Below are 20311 nucleotides of genomic sequence, written 5' to 3' on the forward strand. Positions count from 1 at the left end.
AAAGTGGTCCCGGTTTTTGAGAGAACGATATGCATAAAACAAGGAATCAGGACAGATTGAACGCAGGCCCATGGACATAAACGGACGCAGCCTCCCCGAAACCGTGCTCCTGTCGATCCGCGGCAGGAAAGCGCGCAGGGCGAACGCGACGCCGCGCAAGCGGGTTGATGGCGCTGAGATGGTGGTCGCCTCCTACAATGTTCACAAATGCATCGGCACCGACCGCAGGTTCGATCCTGAACGCACCGCCCGCGTCATCCGCGAGATCGGCCCCGACGTCATTGCTTTGCAAGAGGCCGACAACCGGTTCGGCGATCGCGCCGGGCTGCTAGACCTGGCCCGGATCGAACACGAAACCGGGCTGGTCCCCGTGCCGGTTTCGGGAAACGGCAAGGGCCATGGCTGGCGTGGCAACGTGCTTTTGTTCAAGCGCGGCACCGTGCGCGACGTGCATCAGATCAAGCTGCCGGGACTGGAGCCGCGCGGCGCGCTGGTGGCCGAGATCGACCTCGACGAAACGCGCACGCTGCGCGTCATTGCCGCGCATCTCGGCCTGCTGCGCCGCTCGCGCTCCGAACAGGCCCGCGTCGTGCTCGACATTATGAGCAGCCAGGATGAAAGGCCGACCCTGCTGCTCGGCGATCTCAACGAATGGCGGCTGGGCAACCGCTCGGCGCTGAAGACGCTGCACACCACCTTTGCCACGCCGCCGGCGGTGCCGACTTTTCCCTCAGGCCTGCCGGTGCTGGCGCTCGACCGCATCATGGCCAACCGGCACGGCATGGTCTCGTCAGTGGAAGCCCATGACACACCGCTGTCGCGGGTGGCGTCGGATCACCTGCCGCTGACGGCTTTTGTGAGTTTGTAGCTCACCCGTCCCGCAACCACACCACCATCTCGCCGGGGTCACGATTGTCCCAGGCATAATAAGGGACGGCCTTGAGCTTCGCCTGCTCGACGGCTGGCGCCTCGGCGCGGTAAAGGCCGTTGTCCCAGTTTTCCGCCGCTTCGCGATCGACGGTGGCCGAGAGGGTGACGACGCCGCCGAGAACGTTCGGCTCGGGCTGCGCCTTGATCTCAGCCGTGCGCGGCAAGGTGATGCGGTGCAGTTGGCCGGCATTGTCAGTCTCTTCGACGCAGTAGATCAACGGCCCGCGCGCAAGTGCTACGCGGCCGATGTCTTGGCGCACCTGCGGGTTGGCGAACAGGCGCGAGATCGACATGTCGAGGTCAAGCTCGACGCGGTCGCCCTTTTGCCATTCGCGCCTGATCGCTGCGTAGCCATCGTTCGACGCGGCATCGAGGTCGACAGACGCCCCGTTGACCTTCAGCGTCGCCTTGCGGCACCAGGACGGCACGCGCAGATGCAGCGTGAACTCAACGGGGGCATCCGGTTCGACCCGGATCGAGACCGCGCCGTCCCAGGGATAATTGCTGGTCTGGACCAGTCTGACCGGCGTGCCCGCGATGTCGAAACGCGCCGTCGAGTCGCCATAGAGGTGGACGGCCAGCGCATCGTCGGCGACGCTGTAGAAATAGCTGCCGATCGACGCCACCATGCGGCCGATATTGGGCGGGCAGCAGGGGCAGCGGTGCCATTTCCAGCGATTGTGCTTGCCCCGGCTTTCCAGCGGGTTCTCGTAGAAGAACAGCGAGCCGTCGAGCGACAGGCCGGAGATCGAGCCGTTGTAGAGCGCCCGCTCCATCATGTCGGCGTAGCGGGCGTTGGGACCCATGCCGAGCATGCGGCTGGCCCAGAACACCAGCCCGACCGAGGCACAGGTCTCGGCATAGGCGGTTTCGTTGGGCAGGTCGTAATCGCTGGTGAAGCCTTCATTGTGGGCCGACGGCCCGATGCCGCCGGTGACGTAAAGGCTCTTGGTGGTGAGATCGTCCCAGAGCCGGTCGAGCGCTGCCCGCAGCGTATCGTCGCCATATTCGGTGGCGATGTCGGCCATGCCGGAATAGAGGTACATCGCCCTGACCGCATGACCGACGACCTTGTCCTGCTCGCGCACCGGCCTGTGCGACTGATTGTATTCGTAGGTCTTGAAATGATAGGCCTTCGGGTCGGCGCCGCGCGCACGCGCCTCCTCGTCGAAATAATGCGGCTCAACGCCGCGCTGGTCGATGAAGTATTTCGCCAGCTCCATGTATTTCCGCTGGCCGGTCGCCCGCGCCAGCTTGACCAGCGCCAGCTCGATCTCCTCATGGCCGCAATAGCCCTTCTGCTTGCCGGGCTCTGGCCCGAACCTGTCGGCGATATGGTCGGCATACCGGCATAGGATGTCGAGCAGCTTGCGCTTGCCGGTAGCCTGGAAATAGGCGACCGCGCCCTCGATCAGATGACCGGCGCAGTAGAGTTCGTGGCAGTCGCGCAAATTGGTCCAGCGCAGGCCAGGCTGGATGCGCTGGTACCAGGAGGACAGATAGCCGTCGGGCTGCTGCAGCTTTTCGTACATGTCGATGACGGCGTCGATGTTTTTCTCCAGCCGGTCGTTGCGGCGGCGGTAGAGCGAATAGGCGGCGGTCTCGATGGTCTTGCCCCAGTCGGAATCCCAGAACATCTGCGTCGTCACGGTCGAGCCGGTGAAGCCGGGCGTGGCCGCCTCGTCGGGCGACGGCGAATGGAATGGGATGACGAGGCCGGGCGATGGCCGGTCCGGATCGATCTGGTCCAGCATGCGGGCTTCGACGCAGCGCTCATAGAGGATGTCGGCGGTGCGCGACGCAACCGCATCGACGCGGTCGCCCCAGAAGCCGCGCACGTCGACCTGCGGCACCGGCAGCGGGCGAAAGGCGAGGCTCAGTTTTCCCGTCTTCCGGGCGGCGGATTTGTGTGCGGTCATCGGCTGGCTCCGTTCGATTTCGTCATTGTCATTTCACCGCCGGTCATTTCACGGCGCCGGCCATCAGGCCGCGTATGTAGAAGCGCTGCAGCAACAGGAAGAGGATCAGGCAAGGCACCATCATCACGGTGACGCCGGCCTGCACGGCGCCCCAGTCGATGGCGCCGAAGCGGCCGGATTGAAGTGCGGTCATCATGATCGGCAGCGTGAATTTGGACTGGTCGGTCATCAGCACCAGCGCAGCCAGGAACTCGTTCCAGGCGCCGAGGAAGGCGAACAGCGCGATGGTGACGATGCCGGGCCAGACCAAAGGCAGCATCACCTTCAGCAGCATGGTGAGATTGTTGGCGCCGTCCATGCGGGCGGCCTCCTCGATCTCGCGCGGCACCGCGTCGAAGGCGTTGCGCATCATGAAGATCGAGAACGGCAGCTGCAGCGTGACGTAGACAAAGACCAGCCCGGTCAGCGTGTTGTGCAGGCCGACCTTGGTCAGCACCAGGAAGATTGGCGTCAGGATCGACTGGAACGGGATCATGATCGTCGACAGGATGACGACGAAGAGCAGGTCCTTGAACGGAAAGCGGAAGCGCGAGAAGCCGTAGCCGGCAAGCACGCTGACGATGACGGAAAACACCACCGTCATGGCGGAGACATAGAGGCTGTTTTGCGCCGGCAGCCACAGCCCGTCGCCGAAAGTGTTGAGCGTGCCGTAATTTTCGACCGAAAAACCGGTGGTCGGCCAAGGCGGCAGCGGCGGCAGGCGCGCCTCCTGCGACGGCTTGAAGGCCGACAGCACCGTCCAGACGATCGGCGCCAGGAACAGCACCGAGGCGATCATGCCGGTCGCGTGCTCGGCGATGCCGAGGCGCAACCGGCTGTTGCGGCTTCTTGCCTGCGCCATCAGTCGACCCCCTCGGGCTTGCGCAGCAGCCAGAGCTGGAACGTGCTGAGCGCGACCAGGATGGCGAGCAGGATCATCGACAGTGCGGCGCCATAGCCCAGCTTGAACGATACGAAGGACTGGTTGAAGATCCAGTAGACGGCGGTCAGCGTCTGATTGCGCGGGCCGCCGCGCAGGATGATGTAGAACTGGTCGAAGGCGAGAATGGAGCCCGCGACCGACAGGATCAGCGCCAGCGCCAGCGTGCGGCGCATCAGCGGCAGCGTGATGGCGCGAAAGCGCGCGAACGGCCCTGCCCCATCGATCATCGCGGCTTCCTGCAGGTCGGTCGGAATCGACTGCAGGCCAGTCATCAGGATGATCATGGTGAAGCCCGCCACCTTCCACACGACCATGGCGATGATCGACCAGAAGGCCGGCTGGAAGGTGGCCAGAAGGTTGAATTTCTTCCCGGTCAGGCCGAGGTCGAAGGCCGCCGGGCTGAACAGGCCGGAATCGACATTCAAAAGCCACGACCAGAGCAGGCTCGCCGAAGCAAAGCCGATAACAGCCGGCATGAAGAAGGACGTGCGGTAGAAGCCTGTGAGCCGCCGGGGACGCTCGATGAACAGCGCCAGCGGAAAGGCGACGGCGAAGATCGCGATCGTCACCACCACCGTGTAGAGGCCGGTGAAGCGCAGCGCATTCCAGAAGCGGGTGTCGCGCAGGATCGCCCAATAATTATCGAGGCCGATGTAGCTGTGCTCGCCCATCAGCGGCCAGTTGTGCAACGACATCCACGCCGTCATGCCGAGCGGGATGATGAAAAAGACAACCACCAGCGCCACGGCCGGCGCGACATAGAGCAGGCCGATCCACTGCCGGCGGCCGGCACCGACCAGTTTTCGCGGGCGCGCCGGGGCGGAGGTTGCTGCGATGGTGGTCATGCGATGCTCCAGTTGCGGCGTCCCCTCCCCCTCGAGGGGAGGGTCCGGCCGAAGGCCGGGGGTGGGGTCCTCTGCGCAGTGCGCCGACAGAAAGGCCGAGCACTTCGCAGGCGACCCCACCCGGACCCTTCGGGTCCGACCTCCCCTCAAGGGGGAGGTTGAGGGCGGCGCTATTTCTGCGGCGCCTGGTCGATGATCGACTGCATGGTCTCCTGGGCATTCGCGATCGCGCCGTCGACATCGTCGCCGAAGAAGACTTCGTTGACCATCTGCGTCCACGGGCCGTTGGCGGAGTTGATCAAATCGTTGAACACCACCGAATAGGGCGTGCGGCCCTTGGCCATCGCCTCGGCGGCGATCTGGTAGCGCGGATCGAGATCCTTCAGCGCCTCCTTGGCGATGTCGCCGCGCACCGGCAGGCTGCCGTATTTGGCGAGGATGGTCTGGCCCTCCAGCGAATAGGCGAAGTCGAGAAACTCCTTCACCACGGCGAGCTTTTTGGTGCCCTTGGTGACGACGAAATTGTCGCCGCCGGCGAAGGACGACCAGCCGGCATCCTTGCCCGGCAGAAAGGTGACGCCGTAATCGACATTGGGATACTGCGTGTTGAGCGCGCCGATCGCAAAGGCCCCGGACGGCGAGATGCCGATATTGCCGGCGGCAAAGGCGGCAAAGAAGTTGGAGCCGGTGTCGGTCTGCGCGCCGGCCGGCACCAGATCCTTCTTGACCATCGACCGGTAGAGGTCGATGGCGCTGCGTAGCTGCGGGCTGTCCAGCGTCGCCTTCGAGCCGTCCTCGGAGAGGATATCGCCGCCCGAGGCCCAGACCAGCGGCGTGAAGGTGAAGATGTTGCAGCCGCCGCAATTGCCGGAGAAATAGAAGCCCTTGATGTCGCCGCCGAGCGCGTTGACCTTCTCGGCGTCGGCTTCGATTTCGGCCCAGTTGGCTGGGCCCTTTTCAGGGTCGAGCCCGGCCTGCTTGAACAGCTTCTTGTTCCAGATCAGCACCGAGCTATCGGCCGAGAACGGCAGGCCGTAGATGCGGCCCTTGTAGGTGCCGGTCTTGACGTGCGCCGGCGACAGGCTGGCGAAATAGGGCAGCGACTTCGCCCAGTCGGTGATGTCCTCCAGCTGGCCGGCGGCGGAAAAGGCCGGCGTGTAGATCAGGTCGAGTGACAGCGCGTCGGGCGCAGTGCCGCCGGCGGCTGCGGCGCCATATTTCGGAATGATCTCGGCATTGGGGATGATGTCGAGCTTGATCTGGTTCTCATGCGCCTTGTTGAAGGCGTCGACGATGCGCGGCATGAAATTCGAGCCGTCGGCGCGCACCCAGATATTGGCCGTGTCGGCGGCCATGGCGGGCATAGCGAAAATACTCGCGGCAAAGGCAAGCCCGGCAATCATGGTTTTCATGGTTCTCCTCCTCATGTTTGTTCTCCTCCCTATTGCGGCGCTCTCCCAGATCGCGCCGCGCGTTCTCCTAGCCGCCTGGTGGACGGCCGCATGACTGACGCACCACCAGCCGGCACGGCAGTTTTCGGATGCCCGGCGCGGCCGGTTGGCCGCCGACGAGCGAAAGCAGCGCAAGCCCGGCCTCGCGGCCAAGCGCTGAAAGGTTCATGTCGACCGAGGTTAGCGGCGGCCGCGTCGCTTCCGCCACGATCTCCCAATTGTCGAAACCGATGACGCCGACATCGCCGGGCACGCCGATGCCGCGCTCGCGCAGCGCATCGATGACGCCGCGCGCGATCTGGTCGTTGCCGCAGAAGACGGCGTCGGGTTTCTCCCCCCTGCCCGACTTGCCGTCGAACAGTCTTGCGACCGCCTCATGCCCCCAGGCCTCCGACCAATGCCCGAGCAGCGGCTCGGCAACCGGCAGGCCATGCTCGGTCAGCACTTCGCGGTAGGCGCGGGCGCGCTCATGCACCACGGCGAAGCTCGCAGGACCGCTGACATGGGCGATGCGCCGGCGCCCGAGCGCGCAAAACTGCTCGACCGCCAGCCGCGCGCCACCGGCATCGTCGGAGACGAAGCCGATGGCGTCGGGATCGGGCTGGGTGAAGGCGTAGATCACCGGGATGCGCAGATTGGCGAGGTCGACCGGCAGGTGGCGGTCGATGCGCTTGCCGGTGGCGATGATGCCGTCGACGCGCTTGTCGAGCATGGCCTCGACATGCAGCTGGCCGAGCCGCTGGTCGTCCTCGACATTGCACAGGAACACCGAGACGCCGGCATCGACCAGCGCATCGGAGACACCGGCCATCAGCGGCAGCGAGAAGCGGCCGTAAGTATCGTTGGTAAGCAGCCCGACGGTGAAGGAGCGCTTGCGCAACAGGCTCTGCGCCAAGCTGTTCGGCCGGAACCCGAGCCGCTGCGCCGTCTCGCGAATACGCTCGCGCGTCTGAGCCGTCATGCGCCCCTGCCCGTTCAGCGCCTTCGACGCCGTCGCCACGCTGACGCCGGCGGCGGACGCCACCTCACGCAGAGTGACCGGTGTCTTGGCGGGCGGGGCGTCGGAAGACATGGTGCGCGGCGCGTTCCTTAGTTGAGAAAAGGTTTTCTCTTACCGCCCTGTGGAGTGCGGACTGGTGAGGTCGGCACGTTCTCGGCGATTTGGGAAAAGGTTTTCTCAGAGAGATTAGGGGAAGGTCGAGGGGATGGCAAGGGGGATGGTTAGACCACAATTGCGTTCGGCAAACCTCGCCTGTCAGCGGTTGGTTGTCGAAACGCCGCACTCTTTTCTACCAAGCGTGTAGCATCTGCCCAGCGCCATCCGTCCTCTGACCAAAGGAGAACGCCATGAGAAAACTCATCGTCACCGAATTCATCAGTGTCGACGGCATTGCCGAGGTCGAGAAGCTGCCCAAAGTGACCTGGAACGATGAAATGCAAAGGTTCAAGGAGGATGAGCTTGCCGATAGCGGCGCCATGCTTCTGGGGCGCATGACCTATGAGATCTTTGCCGGCTCATGGCCGAGCGAAACCGGCGACTTTGCCGACCGGTTCAATGCGCTGCCGAAATATGTCGCCTCGACCAGCCTGAAGGCGTTGGACTGGAAGCCGGCGGAATTGCTTACGGGTTCCTTACCGGAAGCGGTGAGCAAGCTGAAGCAAGGCAATGGCGGCAACATCTATGTGCATGGCAGCCTCAGCGTCGCGCAGGAGCTGCTGCGCCACGGCCTGGTCAACCGCGTCAGGCTGCTCAGTTATCCCGGCACTGTCGGTGAGGGCAAGAAGCTGTTTCCGACCGATATGCCAGTGGCGCTGGAGCCGATCTCGGCCATGACGTTCAGCAATGGTGTGGTGGCGCTGGAATATGCGGCCGGGAAGGTGTGATGCGCTGGTGGGGGTAATCTCCCCCCTTGAGGGGGAGATGTAGCCGAAGGCGACAGAGGGGGGCGGTCCGTCCTGACGCGACCTCCTATCGCGCCGTAGGGGACCGAGCTTCACGCGAGACGCCCCCCTCTGGCCTGCCGCCCATCTCCCCCTACCCGGCCTTCTTCCCTCGCTTGCCCCTGGCGCGCGCCTCGACCACCCTTTCCACCTCGCGCTTCAGCTCGTCCTTGATCTGCTGCGTCTCGGCCAACAGGGTGTCGATCTTCATGAAATCGAGCACGCGGTATTTTGAGACGTTGGGGCGGATCAGTATGTCGGGGGGATTCTGCTTCAATTTGTGGGCGATGATCGACTGCATCATCAATTGCGTCGCGCCGTACATCAGGTCGACGGTGGTCGGGTGCTTGCGCTCGGCTTCGCTCGGCGCGCCGACTACGTCGATGGCGATGATGATGTCGGCGGCATTTTCGATGAGGTCGAACGGCACCGGATTGTAGATGCCGCCGTCGATCAGCACGCGGTCGTCGCGCGTCACCGGGCGGAACACGGCGGGTATGGCAGCCGAGGCAGCGAGTGCCGAATGCAGGTCGCCATCGTCGAAGACCGCCAGCTTGTGGCCGAAATAGTCGGTCGCCGTCACCTTGAGCGGGATCTTCAGCTCGGCGAAGGTTTCGGGAATGGCTTCGGGCAGGAATGCCTTCAGGATGCGCTCGATGTTGAACTGGCCGACGCGGATGCCGCCCTGCATGGCCTCGGCGATGGTACCCGGCCGCGAGCGCCACATGCGCGCCGCGACCTCGGCACGGCGGCTCAGGATCGATCGGGCATAGTCCTCGATGTCCTTGCCGCTCATGCCCGCGGCCATGCCGGCGCCCATAATGGCGCCGATCGAGGAGCCGGCGATGGCCACCGGCTTGATGCCGAGCTCGTCCAGCGCTTCGACGATGTGGATGTGCGCCAGGCCACGAGCGCCGCCGCCGCCAAAGGCGATGCCGAAAGTGGGACCTGTCATTTGGCCTCCAGCTTCGGGCCGATGCTCATGATCGCAGGGGCCGCCGACAGCAGCTTCTTCGCCGCCGCCTTGACCTGATCGAGCGTCACGCCGTTGATGAGCGCCGTACGGCGCTGCACGTAATCGATGCCAAGATGGTCGAGCTGCAATTCCACCAGGGTCGCGGCAATGGAGCTGGAAGAATCCAGATTGCTGATGGCATAGGAGCCGACCATGTATTTCTTGGTTGCGTCCAGTTCGGCCTCGGTCGGGCCCTCCTCGGCCATCTTCCTGACCACGTCCTTGACGATGCCGAGCGTCTCGGCGGCGCGGTCGGAACGCGTCGCCGTGGTGATGATCAGCGCGTTGGAATGCTGGTGATCGACCAGGTTGGAATCGACGCTATAGGCCAAGCCGCGCTTTTCGCGCACCTCGTCATAGAGGCGCGAGGTGAAGGTGCCGCCACCGAGAATCTGGTTCATCAGCACCGCCGGGAAGAAATCCGGCGCATCGCGCTTCACGCCGGGATAGGCGAACTGCAGCGAGGTCTGCGGCAGGTCGTAATCGACCTCGAGCTGCTGGCCGAGCTTCAGCTCGGTATCGGCAACCGGCCGCAGCAGCTGCTTTTCCGGCAGATCGCCGAACACCTCGTCGAGTTTCTTTTTCAGCGTCGCGGCGTCGATGTCGCCGACCACCGCGACATGCAGGCCGTTGCGGGCGAAATTGGCCTTGTGGAAGGCAGCCAGATCCGCCGCAGTGATGGTGGCGATGCTGTCTTTGGTGCCCTGGTCCGGCCGGGAGTAGGGATGTTCGCCATAGATGGCGCGCAGCCATTTGGTCTGGGCGACGGTGTTGGGGTCGCGCTCACTGGCGATGATGCCGGACAATATCTGGGAGCGGATGCGGTCGATCGGCGCCTGGTCGAAGCGCGGGCTGGTAACCGCCAGCCTGAGCAGGTCGAAGGCCGCATCCTTCTGCTCGGCCAGCATACGCATCGAGCCATAGGTGCCGTCGCGCGCCGCGTCGAAGCCCATTTCGGCGCCGGCATCGTCAAGCCTGGTCTGAAAGGCCTCGCTGTCCAGGTCGCCGGCGCCCTCGTCGAACAGGCCGGTCATCAGATTGACCAGCCCTTCCTTGCCGGCCGGATCCTGCGTCGAGCCACCATCGAAGACGAAGCGAATGGCGACGATCGGAATGGAGTGATCCTCGACCAGCCAGGCGTTGATGCCCTTTGACGAGGTCACCTGCTGGATGTCCATCGCGCGCGCGGCAAGCGCCGGCAGGACGAGGAAGAGGATGGACAGGAACAGGGTGGTGAAGGTACGGAGCGCCTTACCTTCTCCCCTTGTGGGAGAAGGTGGATCGGCGCGCAGCGCCGAGACGGATGAGGGGTGAGTGACGGATCGCCGTCCTTGCCAAGCTGAAGCACCCCTCATCCGACCGAGCTTCGCTCGGCCACCGCCCAGGGGCGAGCCACGGGTCTCGCCCCGTCCTTCGGACCCCACAAGGGGAGAAGGGGGAGCCTGGCGGGCAGAAGGAATCTCGCGCATGCTTGTCGAAACCAGGCTCATCATCAATTCCCCGCCTGTTGCTGCGGCAAGAGATAGCCGGTGGTCGAACGGTCGAGCAGCAAATAGCGGGCGGCGACCGCCTTGACCTCGTCGGCGGTGACCTTGCGAATGCGGTCCGGCCATTCCTCGATATCCTTAACGTTGCCGCCGGTGGCGAGTTCGGCGCCATAGAGATTGGCCATCTCGTCCTGCTTGTCGCGGGCGAAGATCATGGCCCTGATATAGCGGGCCTTGGCCTTTTCCAGCTCGTCGGCGGTGACGCCGTCCTTGATGATGCGGGCGATCTCGGCGTCGACGGCCGCCTCGACGTCGCTCAACTTGGCGTCGCCGCGCGGCGCGCCATAGACGGTGAAATTGGTAGCGTCGAGCATGGTGCCCTGGAAGAAGGCGCCGGTCCCCGATGCAATGCCCTGCTTGACCACAAGCTGCTGGTAAAGCCGGCTGCGGCTGCCGCCGCCAAGGATCTCTCCCAACAGGTCGAGCGCCTCGGCCTCGCCGGGCTTTGCGGTGTGGTAGGACGGAACCACCCATTGCGTCGAAAAGCTCGGCACCGAAACGCGCGCATCGGTGAGTGTCACCGTGCGCTTGGTGTTCTGCTCCGGTTCGACCGGGCGGATGCGCGGCGGCAGATCCGGGCCCCGCGCGACCTTGCCATAGGTCTTTTCGGCCAGCGCCTTCACCGCGTCCGGCTCGACATCGCCGGCAACGATCAGCACGGCATTGTTGGGGCGGTAGTACTTGTCATAGAAGGCGACCGCATCGGTGCGGTTCAGCTGTTCCATCTCCTGCATCCAGCCGATGACAGGAATGCGGTAGGGCTGGTTCTGCCAGAGTGTCGCGTCGACCTCCTCGTCGAGCACGGCCTCGGGGTCGCTGTCGATACGCGAGCGGCGCTCCTCCAGGATCACGTCGCGCTCGGTCTTGATGACCTCGTCGGTCAAGACGAGGTTGCGCATGCGGTCGGCCTCGAAGCGCATCATCAGTTCGAGCGCCGAGGGCGTCACCGTCTCGTGAAAGGCCGTGTAGTCATAGGACGTGAAGGCGTTGTTGGAGCCGCCTATGTCCGAAATGGCGCGGTCGAACTCGCCCGCGGCGTGGTTGGTCGTGGCCTTGAACATCAGATGTTCGAAGAAATGCGCGATGCCGGACTTGCCTGGCGGCTCGTCGGCGCTGCCGATCTTGTACCACACCATATGGGTGACGATCGGGGCGCGATGATCTGGGATGACGACCACTTCCATGCCGTTGTCGAGCAGGAAGTTCGCCACCTTGCCGTCGTCCGCGGCCAGAGCCGGGCCGGCCACGGTCAGCGCGGTGGCGAGCAACGCTCTCCGCAGCCATTCAGTATGAAGTGTCATCAATGGCTCCGGTTTGTTATCGCGCGACGATAGGCAAGGTTAGCCACCGAGGCAAAGTGAATTGTGCGTCATTTTGAAGGCGCTAATCACCCAAGCTCGATGAACCGGATCACCGTCTCGCCGTAGTTGCGCTCATCAACCACCGAGAATTCGGGCCCAACCTCGAAGGGCGCCGAGGCGGCTTCCTCGACCACGCAGAGCGCGCCGGGCAGCAGCCAGCCGCCTGCCTTGGCCGAACGCAGTGCGCGCTCGCCGAGACCTTTGCCATAGGGCGGATCGGCGAAGATCAGGCCAAATGCGGCAAGCGTGCCGGCCTCGCCCAAGGCAGTCGCGTCGCGGCGAAAGATCTTGGTGCGGCCGGTGAGGCCAAAGGCTTCGACATTGGTGCGGATCAGGCCGCGGCCTTCCGCCGATTCCTCGATGAAGACGCCATAGGAAGCGCCGCGCGACAGCGCTTCGAGGCCGAGCGCGCCGGTGCCGGCGAACAGGTCGAGCACTCGCGCGCCCTCGAGCTTGTCGGCGAAGCGGTGCGCCAGCACGTTGAAGACGGCCTCGCGGGCGCGGTCGGTGGTCGGGCGGATGGCATGGTCGCGCGGCGTCGCCAGCGGACGCCCGCGAAATTGGCCGCCGACGATTCTCATCTAAACGGCCCTCATCTGGTCCGGGGACCCTTGGGACCATTGCGCGGCCGCTCACCGCCCCGACCGCCATCGGGACGCTCGCCGCGCGGCTTGCTGAACGGCTTGGCGCCACCCGGCTTGCCATAGGCCGGCTTGCCATAGACCGGCTTGAATGAGGCCTTGCGCGCCTTGGCGTCGGCCGCCTTGGCGGCATCGGCTTCCGCCCTGCCCTTACCGATCGGGCGCGCGCCCGGCGCCATCCAGACATTGGCCTTGCGCTGGCCCGGCGGCTCGATCGGCCGCTGCTCGCGCTCGGGTTTTTTGCCGCCACGCGGTTTGTCACCAAAGGCGCCACGGGGTTTATCGCCAAAGCCACCACGCGGCTTGTCGCCGAAATCGCCACGTGGCTTGTCGCGAAACTCGCTTCGCTCGGGCCGGGGGCCGCGGTCGCCAAAACTCTTTGCCGGCACAGCGGCTCTTTCGGGGCTGGTCGACAGCTTGCCCAGCGCCTCGTCGCGGCTGCCCTCGCGGCGCTTGCGGTTCTTGATCAGACCGCCCTCGCCGATCGGCCGGCGGTCGCCCTCGCGGGTGAATTTCGGCCGTTCGGGCTCCACTTCGCGCTCACGCCGCACCGGCTGGTTGGAGAACGGCTTGGTGATCTCGGCGTCGAAATTGGCGCCGGAATCCTCGATCAGGCGTTCGCCGAGCTGGTCGCGCAAGACGCGGCCCTTGATCTCCAGCACATGGCCTTCGGCGAGGTCGTCGAGCTGGAACGGCCCGTAGGAGATGCGGATCAGCCGCGTCACGTCGAGGCCGAGCGAACCAAGGATGTTCTTCACTTCCCGATTCTTGCCTTCACGCAGGCCGATCGTCAGCCAGGCGTTGGTGCCTTGCTCACGGTCGAGCGTCGCCTCGATGGCGCCGTAGAAGACGCCGTCTACGGCAATGCCTTCACGCAGGCCTGCGAGCACGCTTTCCTCGACCTTGCCATGAACGCGCACGCGGTAACGACGCAGCCAGCCGGTGGCAGGCAGTTCGAGCACGCGCGACAGACCGCCGTCATTGGTGAGCAGCAGCAGGCCTTCGGTGTTGATGTCGAGCCTACCGATGGTCATCAGCCGCGGCAATTCGGCCGGCAGCACGTCGAACACGGTCTTGCGTCCCTCGGGGTCGCGGTTGGTGGTGACGACTCCGGCCGGCTTGTGGAACAGGAACAGCCTTGTGCGCTCGATCGGCGGGATCTCCATGCCGTCGAGATGGATGATGTCGCCGGGCATGACGTTGAAGGCCGGCGAGGTCAAAGCCCGGTTGTTGACCTTGACGCGGCCGGCCGCGATCAGATCCTCGGCATCGCGCCGCGAGGCAAGGCCGGCGCGGGCTAGCCGCTTGGCGATGCGCTCGCCGGCTTCTTCCGTCTCCACGGCGCGCGGTCTCGGCTTGAAGCCGCTGCCGGATGCGCCTTGCGGCCGGTCACCACCGAAATCGCGCTTGGGGCGATCCGCGAAGTCACGCTTGGGACGATCCCCGGCGTCGCGCTGCGGGCGATCGCCGAAATCGCGCTTTGGCCGGTCGAAACGCTTTTCGCCTTCGGCGGCGGCAGGCCGATCACCGCGCGGTGCGTAGGGCGTGCGCGGACCTTCGCGCTTCTCATAGGGCTTGCCTTCGGGACGCGGTCCCTTGCTGAACGGCCGGTCGCCGCTCTTGAAGTCGCGCTTCGGTCGTTCGCCATCGGCCGCCATCGGCCGGTCGCCGCGCGGTGCATAAGGTTTGCGCGGCCCTTCGCGCTTTTCGAAAGGCTTGCCTTCGGGACGCGGCCCCTTGCTGAACGGCCGGTCGCCACTCTTGAGGTCGCGCTTCGGCCGCTCGCCATCGGCCGCCATCGGCCGATCGCCGCGCGGTGCGTAAGGTTTGCGCGGACCTTCGCGCTTTTCGAACGACTTGCCTTCCGGGCGCGGACCCTTGCTGAACGGCCGGTCGCCGCTCTTGAAGTCGCGCTTCGGCCGCTCGCCTTCAGCCGCTGCCGGCCGGGCGCCACGCGGCGCATAGGGTTTCTTGGCCCCGAAGGAAGGCTTGCCGCCCTTGCCGGCGACGCCATCACGGCGCGGCCCTGCGGCTCTCGGGCCGCCTTTGCCCGGGCCTTTGTGGCGCGGAGATTTCTTGTCGTTGTCGTCCATGTGGCCTTTGTCCGTTTGCGCTGCTACAGCGTGGCGCATCCTTTGGGGCGCGCAACGAACGCTATAGCACTTTGATGTGGCGCATGATCATTTCCGAAAATCTGTTCCGATGTTCGGGTTGACGCGCTCCATAACAGGATCACAGCTAAGTGGCGAGGAGATAATCAGGATGCAAACCGCGTGAAGCGGCCGGATTTCATGGCGCTGGCGCTGAAAGAGGCGCAAGCCGCCGCCTTGCGCGGCGAAGTGCCGGTCGGCGCCGTCATTGCCAGCGGCGATACGGTGGTGGCATCAGCCGGCAACCGCACCCGCGAGCTTGCCGATCCGACGGCGCATGCCGAAATGCTGGCGATCCGCACGGCCTGCCAAACGCTCTCCAGCGAGCGGCTCACCGGGCACGACCTCTATGTGACGCTGGAGCCCTGCGCTATGTGCGCCGGCGCCATTTCCTTCGCCAGGCTGCGCCGGCTCTATTTCGGCGCGGCCGACGAGAAGGGCGGCGCGGTGGTCAACGGCGTGCGCTTCTTCGCCTCATCCACCTGCCACCATACGCCCGATATCTATCCGGGCATGGCCGAAGCCGATGCGGCCTTGCTGCTCAAGGATTTCTTTCGGGAAAGGCGCGAGACGTAGGCCTCGCCAATGATGGCGGGCGGAGTCCCTACCAGGAAGGCAGCCAGTCGAAGAGCCCGCCGCTCTTGCTCTTGGCGGCTGCCTCCTTCTTGAGGCGGCGTTCCTTCTTGTATTCATCCTCGCCGAGTTCGCCCTGCGGCGCGGTGTCGGCGGCGGCGCGATAGGCCAGAGGCGGCTCGCTCAGATATTTGCGCGTGGTGGGATCGCCCTGCTTGCCTTCAGCCGTGCGGCGCTGGATCTCGGCGGCGCGGCCCTTGTCGGAATCCGCCGGCGACCAGCGCGGCGGGTGGCTCGACGCTGAATCCGCCATCGCCTTCTTCACCGCAGCCGGATCGGTCTGCACATCGTCGACGATCTGTGACTGATAGGACGGATCATCCTGGTGGGCGGTGGCGTCGGCACGCAGGCGGGCGCGGCGTTGCTCGGGCGATTCGGGCCAATCGGTGCTCGCCGTCTCGATGCTTTCCTGCGGTGCCGGCAGCACTTCCTTTTGCCCTGGCGCGGGCTTCACCAGCTCCGGACGCGGCTTGTAGTCGATCTGTTGCTTGTGCTTCGGCGAGATTGAAAAGGCGCCGGACAGGTCGCCGGCAAGCTGCTCGCCAGCCGTCTTGTCGGTGCCGTAGGTGGGCGAACTCATGCAGCCGGACAGAGCGAGGCCGGACGCGACAAGCGGCGCCAGCAGCGCAACGCGCACGGAAGTTCTGTCGGTCATGCCAAAAAGTCCCACTCTAGACAGCCTCTCGATCGTCACCGGCCAAAGGTCCGGTCCCCATCGTCCACGCTCTTGCGACGGAAATCCGGCGACAATTTGTCTTCCGGAGTTTCGCGTGTTTACCTCAACCACTCGTTAAGGGCAACGCGCGGGCGGTTTTCGCCCGCCCGGCGTGGCCTTTGTGCACCGGCTTATGGACTCACAAACGTCCCAGAGCCTGCAGCTCATGCAGCACCGCGGCATCGCGGGCCGAAACGTCGGGGAATTCGGCATCCTGCCCCACATCGGCCGTATAGCGCCACGAGCGCGCGCATTTGACCAAGCCGCGGTCCTCGGCCTTTTCGACCACGACGGCGACACCTTTAACATCGTCAAGCGCAAAGGCGCCTTCCCGCGCCTTGCCATGAGCGATGACAAGATCGCTGGTGATCGCCATTTCGGCCATGTCGACGTCGGCGATTGCGGCTTCAAGCGCGGCATCGTCGAGCGTCACGACGGGCACGGCTTCCAGCGATGAGCCGATGACTTTCTGCGCCCGTGCGATCTCGAGGGCGCCGGTGACGACGCGGCGGACCTGCCGCACCTTGCGCCATTTCTCGGCCAGCGCCTCGTTCTTCCAGTTGGCCGGAATCTCAGGGAACTGGTCGAGATGCAACGAAACGGCATCGGGATGACGGTCGAGCCAGGCTTCTTCCATGGTGAAAGGCAGCATCGGCGCCAGCCATTTCACCAGGCAGTCGAAGAGGTGGCGCACCACTTGCACCGAGGCCTTGCGCTTCACGCTGGCAGGCCCGTCGCAATAGAGTGCGTCCTTCCTGATGTCGAAATAGAAGGCCGACAGCTCGACCACCATGAAGTCGAGCAAAGTGCGGGTGATGCGCTTGAACTCGAACGCGTCGTAGCCCGAGCGCACGACCTCATCCAGCTCAGCCAGCCGGTGCAGCATCAGCCGCTCCAGCTCCGGCATTTTTTCCAGCGGTACCTCCTCGCCGTCGTCATGGGCGAGCGTTCCCAGCATCCAGCGGATGGTGTTGCGGAGCTTGCGGTAGGCGTCGATGTTGGTCTGCAGCACGTTCTTGCCGAGCCGCTGGTCTTCCCAATAATCTGTCGTCACCACCCACAACCGCAGGATATCGGCGCCGGACTGCTTGATGACGTCCTGCGGCACGACGGTGTTGCCGAGCGACTTCGACATTTTGCGGCCCTCCTCATCCATGGTGAAGCCATGGGTGACGACGGTGTCGTAGGGCGCCCTGCCCCTGGTGCCGCAGCTTTCGAGCAGCGAGGAGTGGAACCAGCCGCGATGCTGGTCGGAGCCTTCGAGATAGACGTCGGCCGGCCATTTCAGGTCCGGACGGTCTTCCAGCGTAAAGACATGCGTCGAGCCCGAATCGAACCAGACGTCGAGGATGTCCATCACCTGCTTCCATTTGGAGGCATCGTGATTACCGAGGAAGCGCTCCTTGGCGCCGGCAGCGAACCAGGCGTCGGCGCCTTCCTGTTCGAAGGCGTCCATGATGCGCTGGTTGACCGCTTCGTCCTTCAGCACATTGCCGTCCTCGTCGGCGAAGACGGCGATCGGCACGCCCCAGGCGCGCTGGCGTGACAGCACCCAGTCAGGGCGCTCCTCGATCATAGCGCGGATGCGGTTCTGGCCGGCCGCCGGCACGAAGCGCGTGTCGTCGATGGCCTTCAGCGCCCGGCTGCGCAGCGTCGTGCCGTCGCCGAGGTCCTTGTCCATATAGACGAACCATTGCGGCGTGTTGCGGAAGATGATCGGCTTCTTCGAGCGCCACGAGTGCGGGTAGCTGTGCTTCAGCCGGCCTCGCGCGAACAGCGCGTTGCGCTGGATCAGCTCGTCGATGACCGCCTGGTTGGCGTTGCCCTTCTTGCCGTTGTCGTCGATGACGCGCGCGGCGCCACCTTCGCGGTCCGGGCCAAAACCCGGCGCGTCCCTGGTGAAGAAGCCGGCATCGTCAACGGTGAACGGGATGGCGGGATCGACGCCGCGCTGGCGCAAATCCGATGCTGCATCCATCCAGGCGTCAAAGTCCTCGCGGCCATGACCGGGGGCGGTGTGGACGAAGCCGGTGCCGGCATCGTCGGTGACATGGTCGCCGGCGAGCAGCGGTACGGAGAATTCATAACCGCCGCCGAGGCCTTTGAATGGGTGCGAAAGCGTAAGGCTTCCAAGCTCTTCAGCCGAAACGCTGCGAAGCCGATTCAAGGTGACCTTGGCCTTGGCCGAGGCGTCTTCGGCCAGTGCGTCCGCAAAGATCAGCTTTTCGCCGGGCTGTGGACCGAACGCATTTTCGGCTGCCGTCACCTCATAAAGGCCGTAGCCGATCCGTGACGAATAGCTGACAGCACGGTTGCCGGGGATCGTCCACGGGGTGGTCGTCCAGATGACGACGTGGGCCTGGAGTAGATCGAGCGCGCCCTCGGTCAGCTTGGCCTCGCCACCATCGATCGGACGGACCAGGCTGGCGACCGGAAACTTCACCCAGATCGTATCCGACTCGTAATCCTGGTATTCGATCTCGGCCTCGGCCAGAGCGGTGCGCTCGACCACGCTCCACATTACCGGCTTTGAGCCGCGGTAGAGCTGGCCCGACATGGCGAATTTCAACAGTTCGCCGGCGATGCGCGACTCTGCGTGGAAGGCCATTGTCGTATAGGGGTTCTTGAAGTCGCCGACGACGCCGAGGCGCTGGAACTCGCCGCCCTGCACCGATATCCAGTGCGCGGCGAAGTCGCGGCATTCCTTGCGGAATTCGTTGACCGGCACCTCGTCCTTGTTCTTGCCCTTGGCGCGGTACTGTTCCTCGATCTTCCATTCGATCGGCAGGCCGTGGCAGTCCCAGCCCGGCACATAATTGGCGTCGTAGCCGCGCATCTGGAACGAGCGGGTGATGACATCCTTGAGGATCTTGTTCAGCGCATGGCCGATATGGATGTTGCCGTTGGCATAGGGCGGGCCATCATGCAGAACGTATTTTTCGCGGCCGGCGGCCTTCTCTCGCAGCTTGCGATAAAGGTCCATGTCCTGCCAGCGCTTGACCAGCAGCGGCTCTTTCTCCGGCAAGCCGGCGCGCATCGGGAAATCCGTCTGCGGCAGATAAAGCGTCTTGGAATAGTCGATCGTTTCAACAGTGTCGGTCATTGGTCTGCCATGTGCATTGCCCGGCGGGCGTAGAGGCTCGGGCGTTGAATTATCATGATCTGGAAAAAGCGCGAGAGCGCGCGCCAAGATTCCCGGCGGCTCCGGCGGCGCTCAGGCCACCCGGAACACCGGGCCTGTAATTCGTATCGCGATCGCGAAAAGGCGCGAAAAGCTGGTCATGGCTGGGCTTTTAGCCGAAGCCACGGCAGGAATAAAGCGCGGAAATCGCCTACATTGAAAAGTTGAAACGGTAGGTGGTCGAGACGCCGACCGTGACCTGGTCGCGCTGGCCGCGCTCCTTGACCAGGCTGGAATCGGCGGCCGGGCCCATCAGGCGCGCATATTCGCCGAACAGGCTGGCGGTCATCGGCTCCGTCACCTTCCAGGTGATGGCGCCGCCGAGGCCGGTCGATTTCAGGCCGCCGCCGGGGTGATATTCGCTAAGGCCCGAGGCTGCGGCCTCCTTGGCCTTGACGCCGTAGTAGGAGTCGAAATAGCCCGACGAGGCGAACGACACACGCGGGCCGCCCGAAATCCTGACCGTCGGCGTCACATCGTAAAACGCATCGGCGGCGATGTCGGCAACAAAGCCGTCATGGGCACGGATGCCGTGGCGCAGTTCGGCGCGGGCGCGCAGCCAGTCCGTCGGGTAGAATTCGAAGAAACCGCCGACCTCGCCGCCCCAGCGCACGGGGTCGAGGCCTTTCAGCTCATCCTTGCTGCTGCGCGAAAACAGGAACTTTCCGGTCAGGCCGGCGCGGACGCCGCCATCGTCGACCAGCGCCAGCGAAATGTTGTCATTGCGGGAGGTGAAGCGGGCGGAGGGACCGACCTTGCCCAGCGAGATGATCGGCGTGGCGCCGAGCAGCAGACTGTTGGAGCCCTCGAATTTTGGCGCCACCATGCCGGTGGCGCCAAGCGTCAGATACCAGTCGCCCGAGAGCCAGCCAAAGGTGCCCTCGCCTGCGTTTGCCACCGTGGGCGCACCCAGCATAATCGCTGCCACAACCGCAGACATTTTCCCGACCGGACTCATGGTCACTCCACTAACACAACACAGCCGTGCCCCGGCCACAGC

General features: G+C 64.7%; 16 protein-coding genes. 3 read left to right on the forward strand and 13 right to left on the reverse strand.

Going from position 1 to position 20311, the window contains the following annotated elements:
* The first annotated feature begins 70 nt into the window (after window positions 1-70).
* The gene (locus AC04SH_RS25565) at window positions 71-868 is read left to right on the forward strand and encodes an endonuclease/exonuclease/phosphatase family protein (protein WP_488577145.1); all 798 of its coding nucleotides are present in this window, start codon (window positions 71-73) and stop codon (window positions 866-868) included.
* A 1-nt stretch (window position 869) separates the two neighbouring features.
* Here AC04SH_RS25565 and AC04SH_RS25570 read toward each other — a convergent pair whose 3' ends face one another.
* The 5 genes from AC04SH_RS25570 to AC04SH_RS25590 all read right to left on the reverse strand — a co-directional run bounded on the left by AC04SH_RS25570 (window position 870) and on the right by AC04SH_RS25590 (window position 7199).
* Window positions 870-2849, reverse strand: coding sequence for a glycoside hydrolase family 127 protein (locus tag AC04SH_RS25570; RefSeq protein WP_488577146.1), 1980 nt, complete (start codon window positions 2847-2849; stop codon window positions 870-872).
* A gap of 43 nt (window positions 2850-2892) precedes the next feature.
* Window positions 2893-3750: a carbohydrate ABC transporter permease gene (locus tag AC04SH_RS25575; protein WP_488577147.1), complete on the reverse strand. Its 858-nt coding sequence runs from the start codon at window positions 3748-3750 to the stop codon at window positions 2893-2895.
* Entirely contained in the window at window positions 3750-4676 is a 927-nt protein-coding gene (locus tag AC04SH_RS25580; RefSeq protein ID WP_477344977.1) for a carbohydrate ABC transporter permease, read from the reverse strand. Before AC04SH_RS25580 ends, AC04SH_RS25575 begins: the two co-directional genes overlap by 1 nt.
* Before the next feature lie 170 nt (window positions 4677-4846).
* Window positions 4847-6088 (reverse strand): ABC transporter substrate-binding protein, encoded by a 1242-nt coding sequence (locus AC04SH_RS25585; RefSeq protein ID WP_488577148.1) that lies wholly within the window; start codon window positions 6086-6088, stop codon window positions 4847-4849.
* A 67-nt stretch (window positions 6089-6155) separates the two neighbouring features.
* Window positions 6156-7199 (reverse strand): LacI family DNA-binding transcriptional regulator, encoded by a 1044-nt coding sequence (locus AC04SH_RS25590; RefSeq protein WP_488577149.1) that lies wholly within the window; start codon window positions 7197-7199, stop codon window positions 6156-6158.
* A gap of 275 nt (window positions 7200-7474) precedes the next feature.
* Here AC04SH_RS25590 and AC04SH_RS25595 point away from each other — a divergent pair, with 275 nt between their 5' ends.
* Window positions 7475-8011, forward strand: coding sequence for a dihydrofolate reductase family protein (locus AC04SH_RS25595; RefSeq protein WP_488577150.1), 537 nt, complete (start codon window positions 7475-7477; stop codon window positions 8009-8011).
* A 151-nt stretch (window positions 8012-8162) separates the two neighbouring features.
* Here AC04SH_RS25595 and AC04SH_RS25600 read toward each other — a convergent pair whose 3' ends face one another.
* The 5 genes from AC04SH_RS25600 to AC04SH_RS25620 form a co-directional block, all read right to left on the reverse strand.
* On the reverse strand, window positions 8163-9023 hold the full coding sequence (locus AC04SH_RS25600) for a patatin-like phospholipase family protein (RefSeq protein ID WP_488577151.1): 861 nt from the start codon (window positions 9021-9023) through the stop codon (window positions 8163-8165).
* The gene (locus AC04SH_RS25605) at window positions 9020-10261 is read right to left on the reverse strand and encodes a M16 family metallopeptidase (RefSeq protein ID WP_488577181.1); all 1242 of its coding nucleotides are present in this window, start codon (window positions 10259-10261) and stop codon (window positions 9020-9022) included. The genes AC04SH_RS25600 and AC04SH_RS25605 overlap by 4 nt, the downstream gene beginning before the upstream one ends.
* A gap of 314 nt (window positions 10262-10575) precedes the next feature.
* Window positions 10576-11931 (reverse strand): M16 family metallopeptidase, encoded by a 1356-nt coding sequence (locus tag AC04SH_RS25610; protein ID WP_488577152.1) that lies wholly within the window; start codon window positions 11929-11931, stop codon window positions 10576-10578.
* Window positions 11932-12017: 86 nt separating this feature from the next.
* Window positions 12018-12572, reverse strand: coding sequence for a 16S rRNA (guanine(966)-N(2))-methyltransferase RsmD (gene rsmD / locus AC04SH_RS25615; RefSeq protein ID WP_488577153.1), 555 nt, complete (start codon window positions 12570-12572; stop codon window positions 12018-12020).
* Window positions 12573-12583: 11 nt separating this feature from the next.
* Window positions 12584-14725 (reverse strand): pseudouridine synthase, encoded by a 2142-nt coding sequence (locus AC04SH_RS25620; RefSeq protein WP_488577154.1) that lies wholly within the window; start codon window positions 14723-14725, stop codon window positions 12584-12586.
* A 180-nt stretch (window positions 14726-14905) separates the two neighbouring features.
* Between AC04SH_RS25620 and AC04SH_RS25625 the strand changes: the two genes are divergently transcribed.
* Complete coding sequence (locus AC04SH_RS25625; RefSeq protein ID WP_488577155.1) at window positions 14906-15358, forward strand: nucleoside deaminase; 453 nt, start codon at window positions 14906-14908, stop codon at window positions 15356-15358.
* 28 nt (window positions 15359-15386) lie between these two features.
* On the opposite strand, the gene AC04SH_RS25630 is transcribed toward AC04SH_RS25625, so the two are convergent.
* The 3 genes from AC04SH_RS25630 to AC04SH_RS25640 form a co-directional block, all read right to left on the reverse strand.
* Window positions 15387-16070 carry a hypothetical protein gene (locus AC04SH_RS25630; protein ID WP_488577156.1) on the reverse strand — a complete coding sequence of 228 codons (684 nt, stop codon included), beginning with the start codon at window positions 16068-16070 and terminating at the stop codon, window positions 15387-15389.
* 199 nt (window positions 16071-16269) lie between these two features.
* Window positions 16270-19233: an isoleucine--tRNA ligase gene (ileS, locus tag AC04SH_RS25635; RefSeq protein ID WP_488577157.1), complete on the reverse strand. Its 2964-nt coding sequence runs from the start codon at window positions 19231-19233 to the stop codon at window positions 16270-16272.
* Between the two features lie 229 nt (window positions 19234-19462).
* Entirely contained in the window at window positions 19463-20269 is an 807-nt protein-coding gene (locus AC04SH_RS25640) for a MipA/OmpV family protein (RefSeq protein ID WP_488577158.1), read from the reverse strand.
* Between the last annotated feature and the right edge of the window lie 42 nt (window positions 20270-20311).

It is taken from the genome of Mesorhizobium sp. CNPSo 4688 (assembly GCF_057784295.1).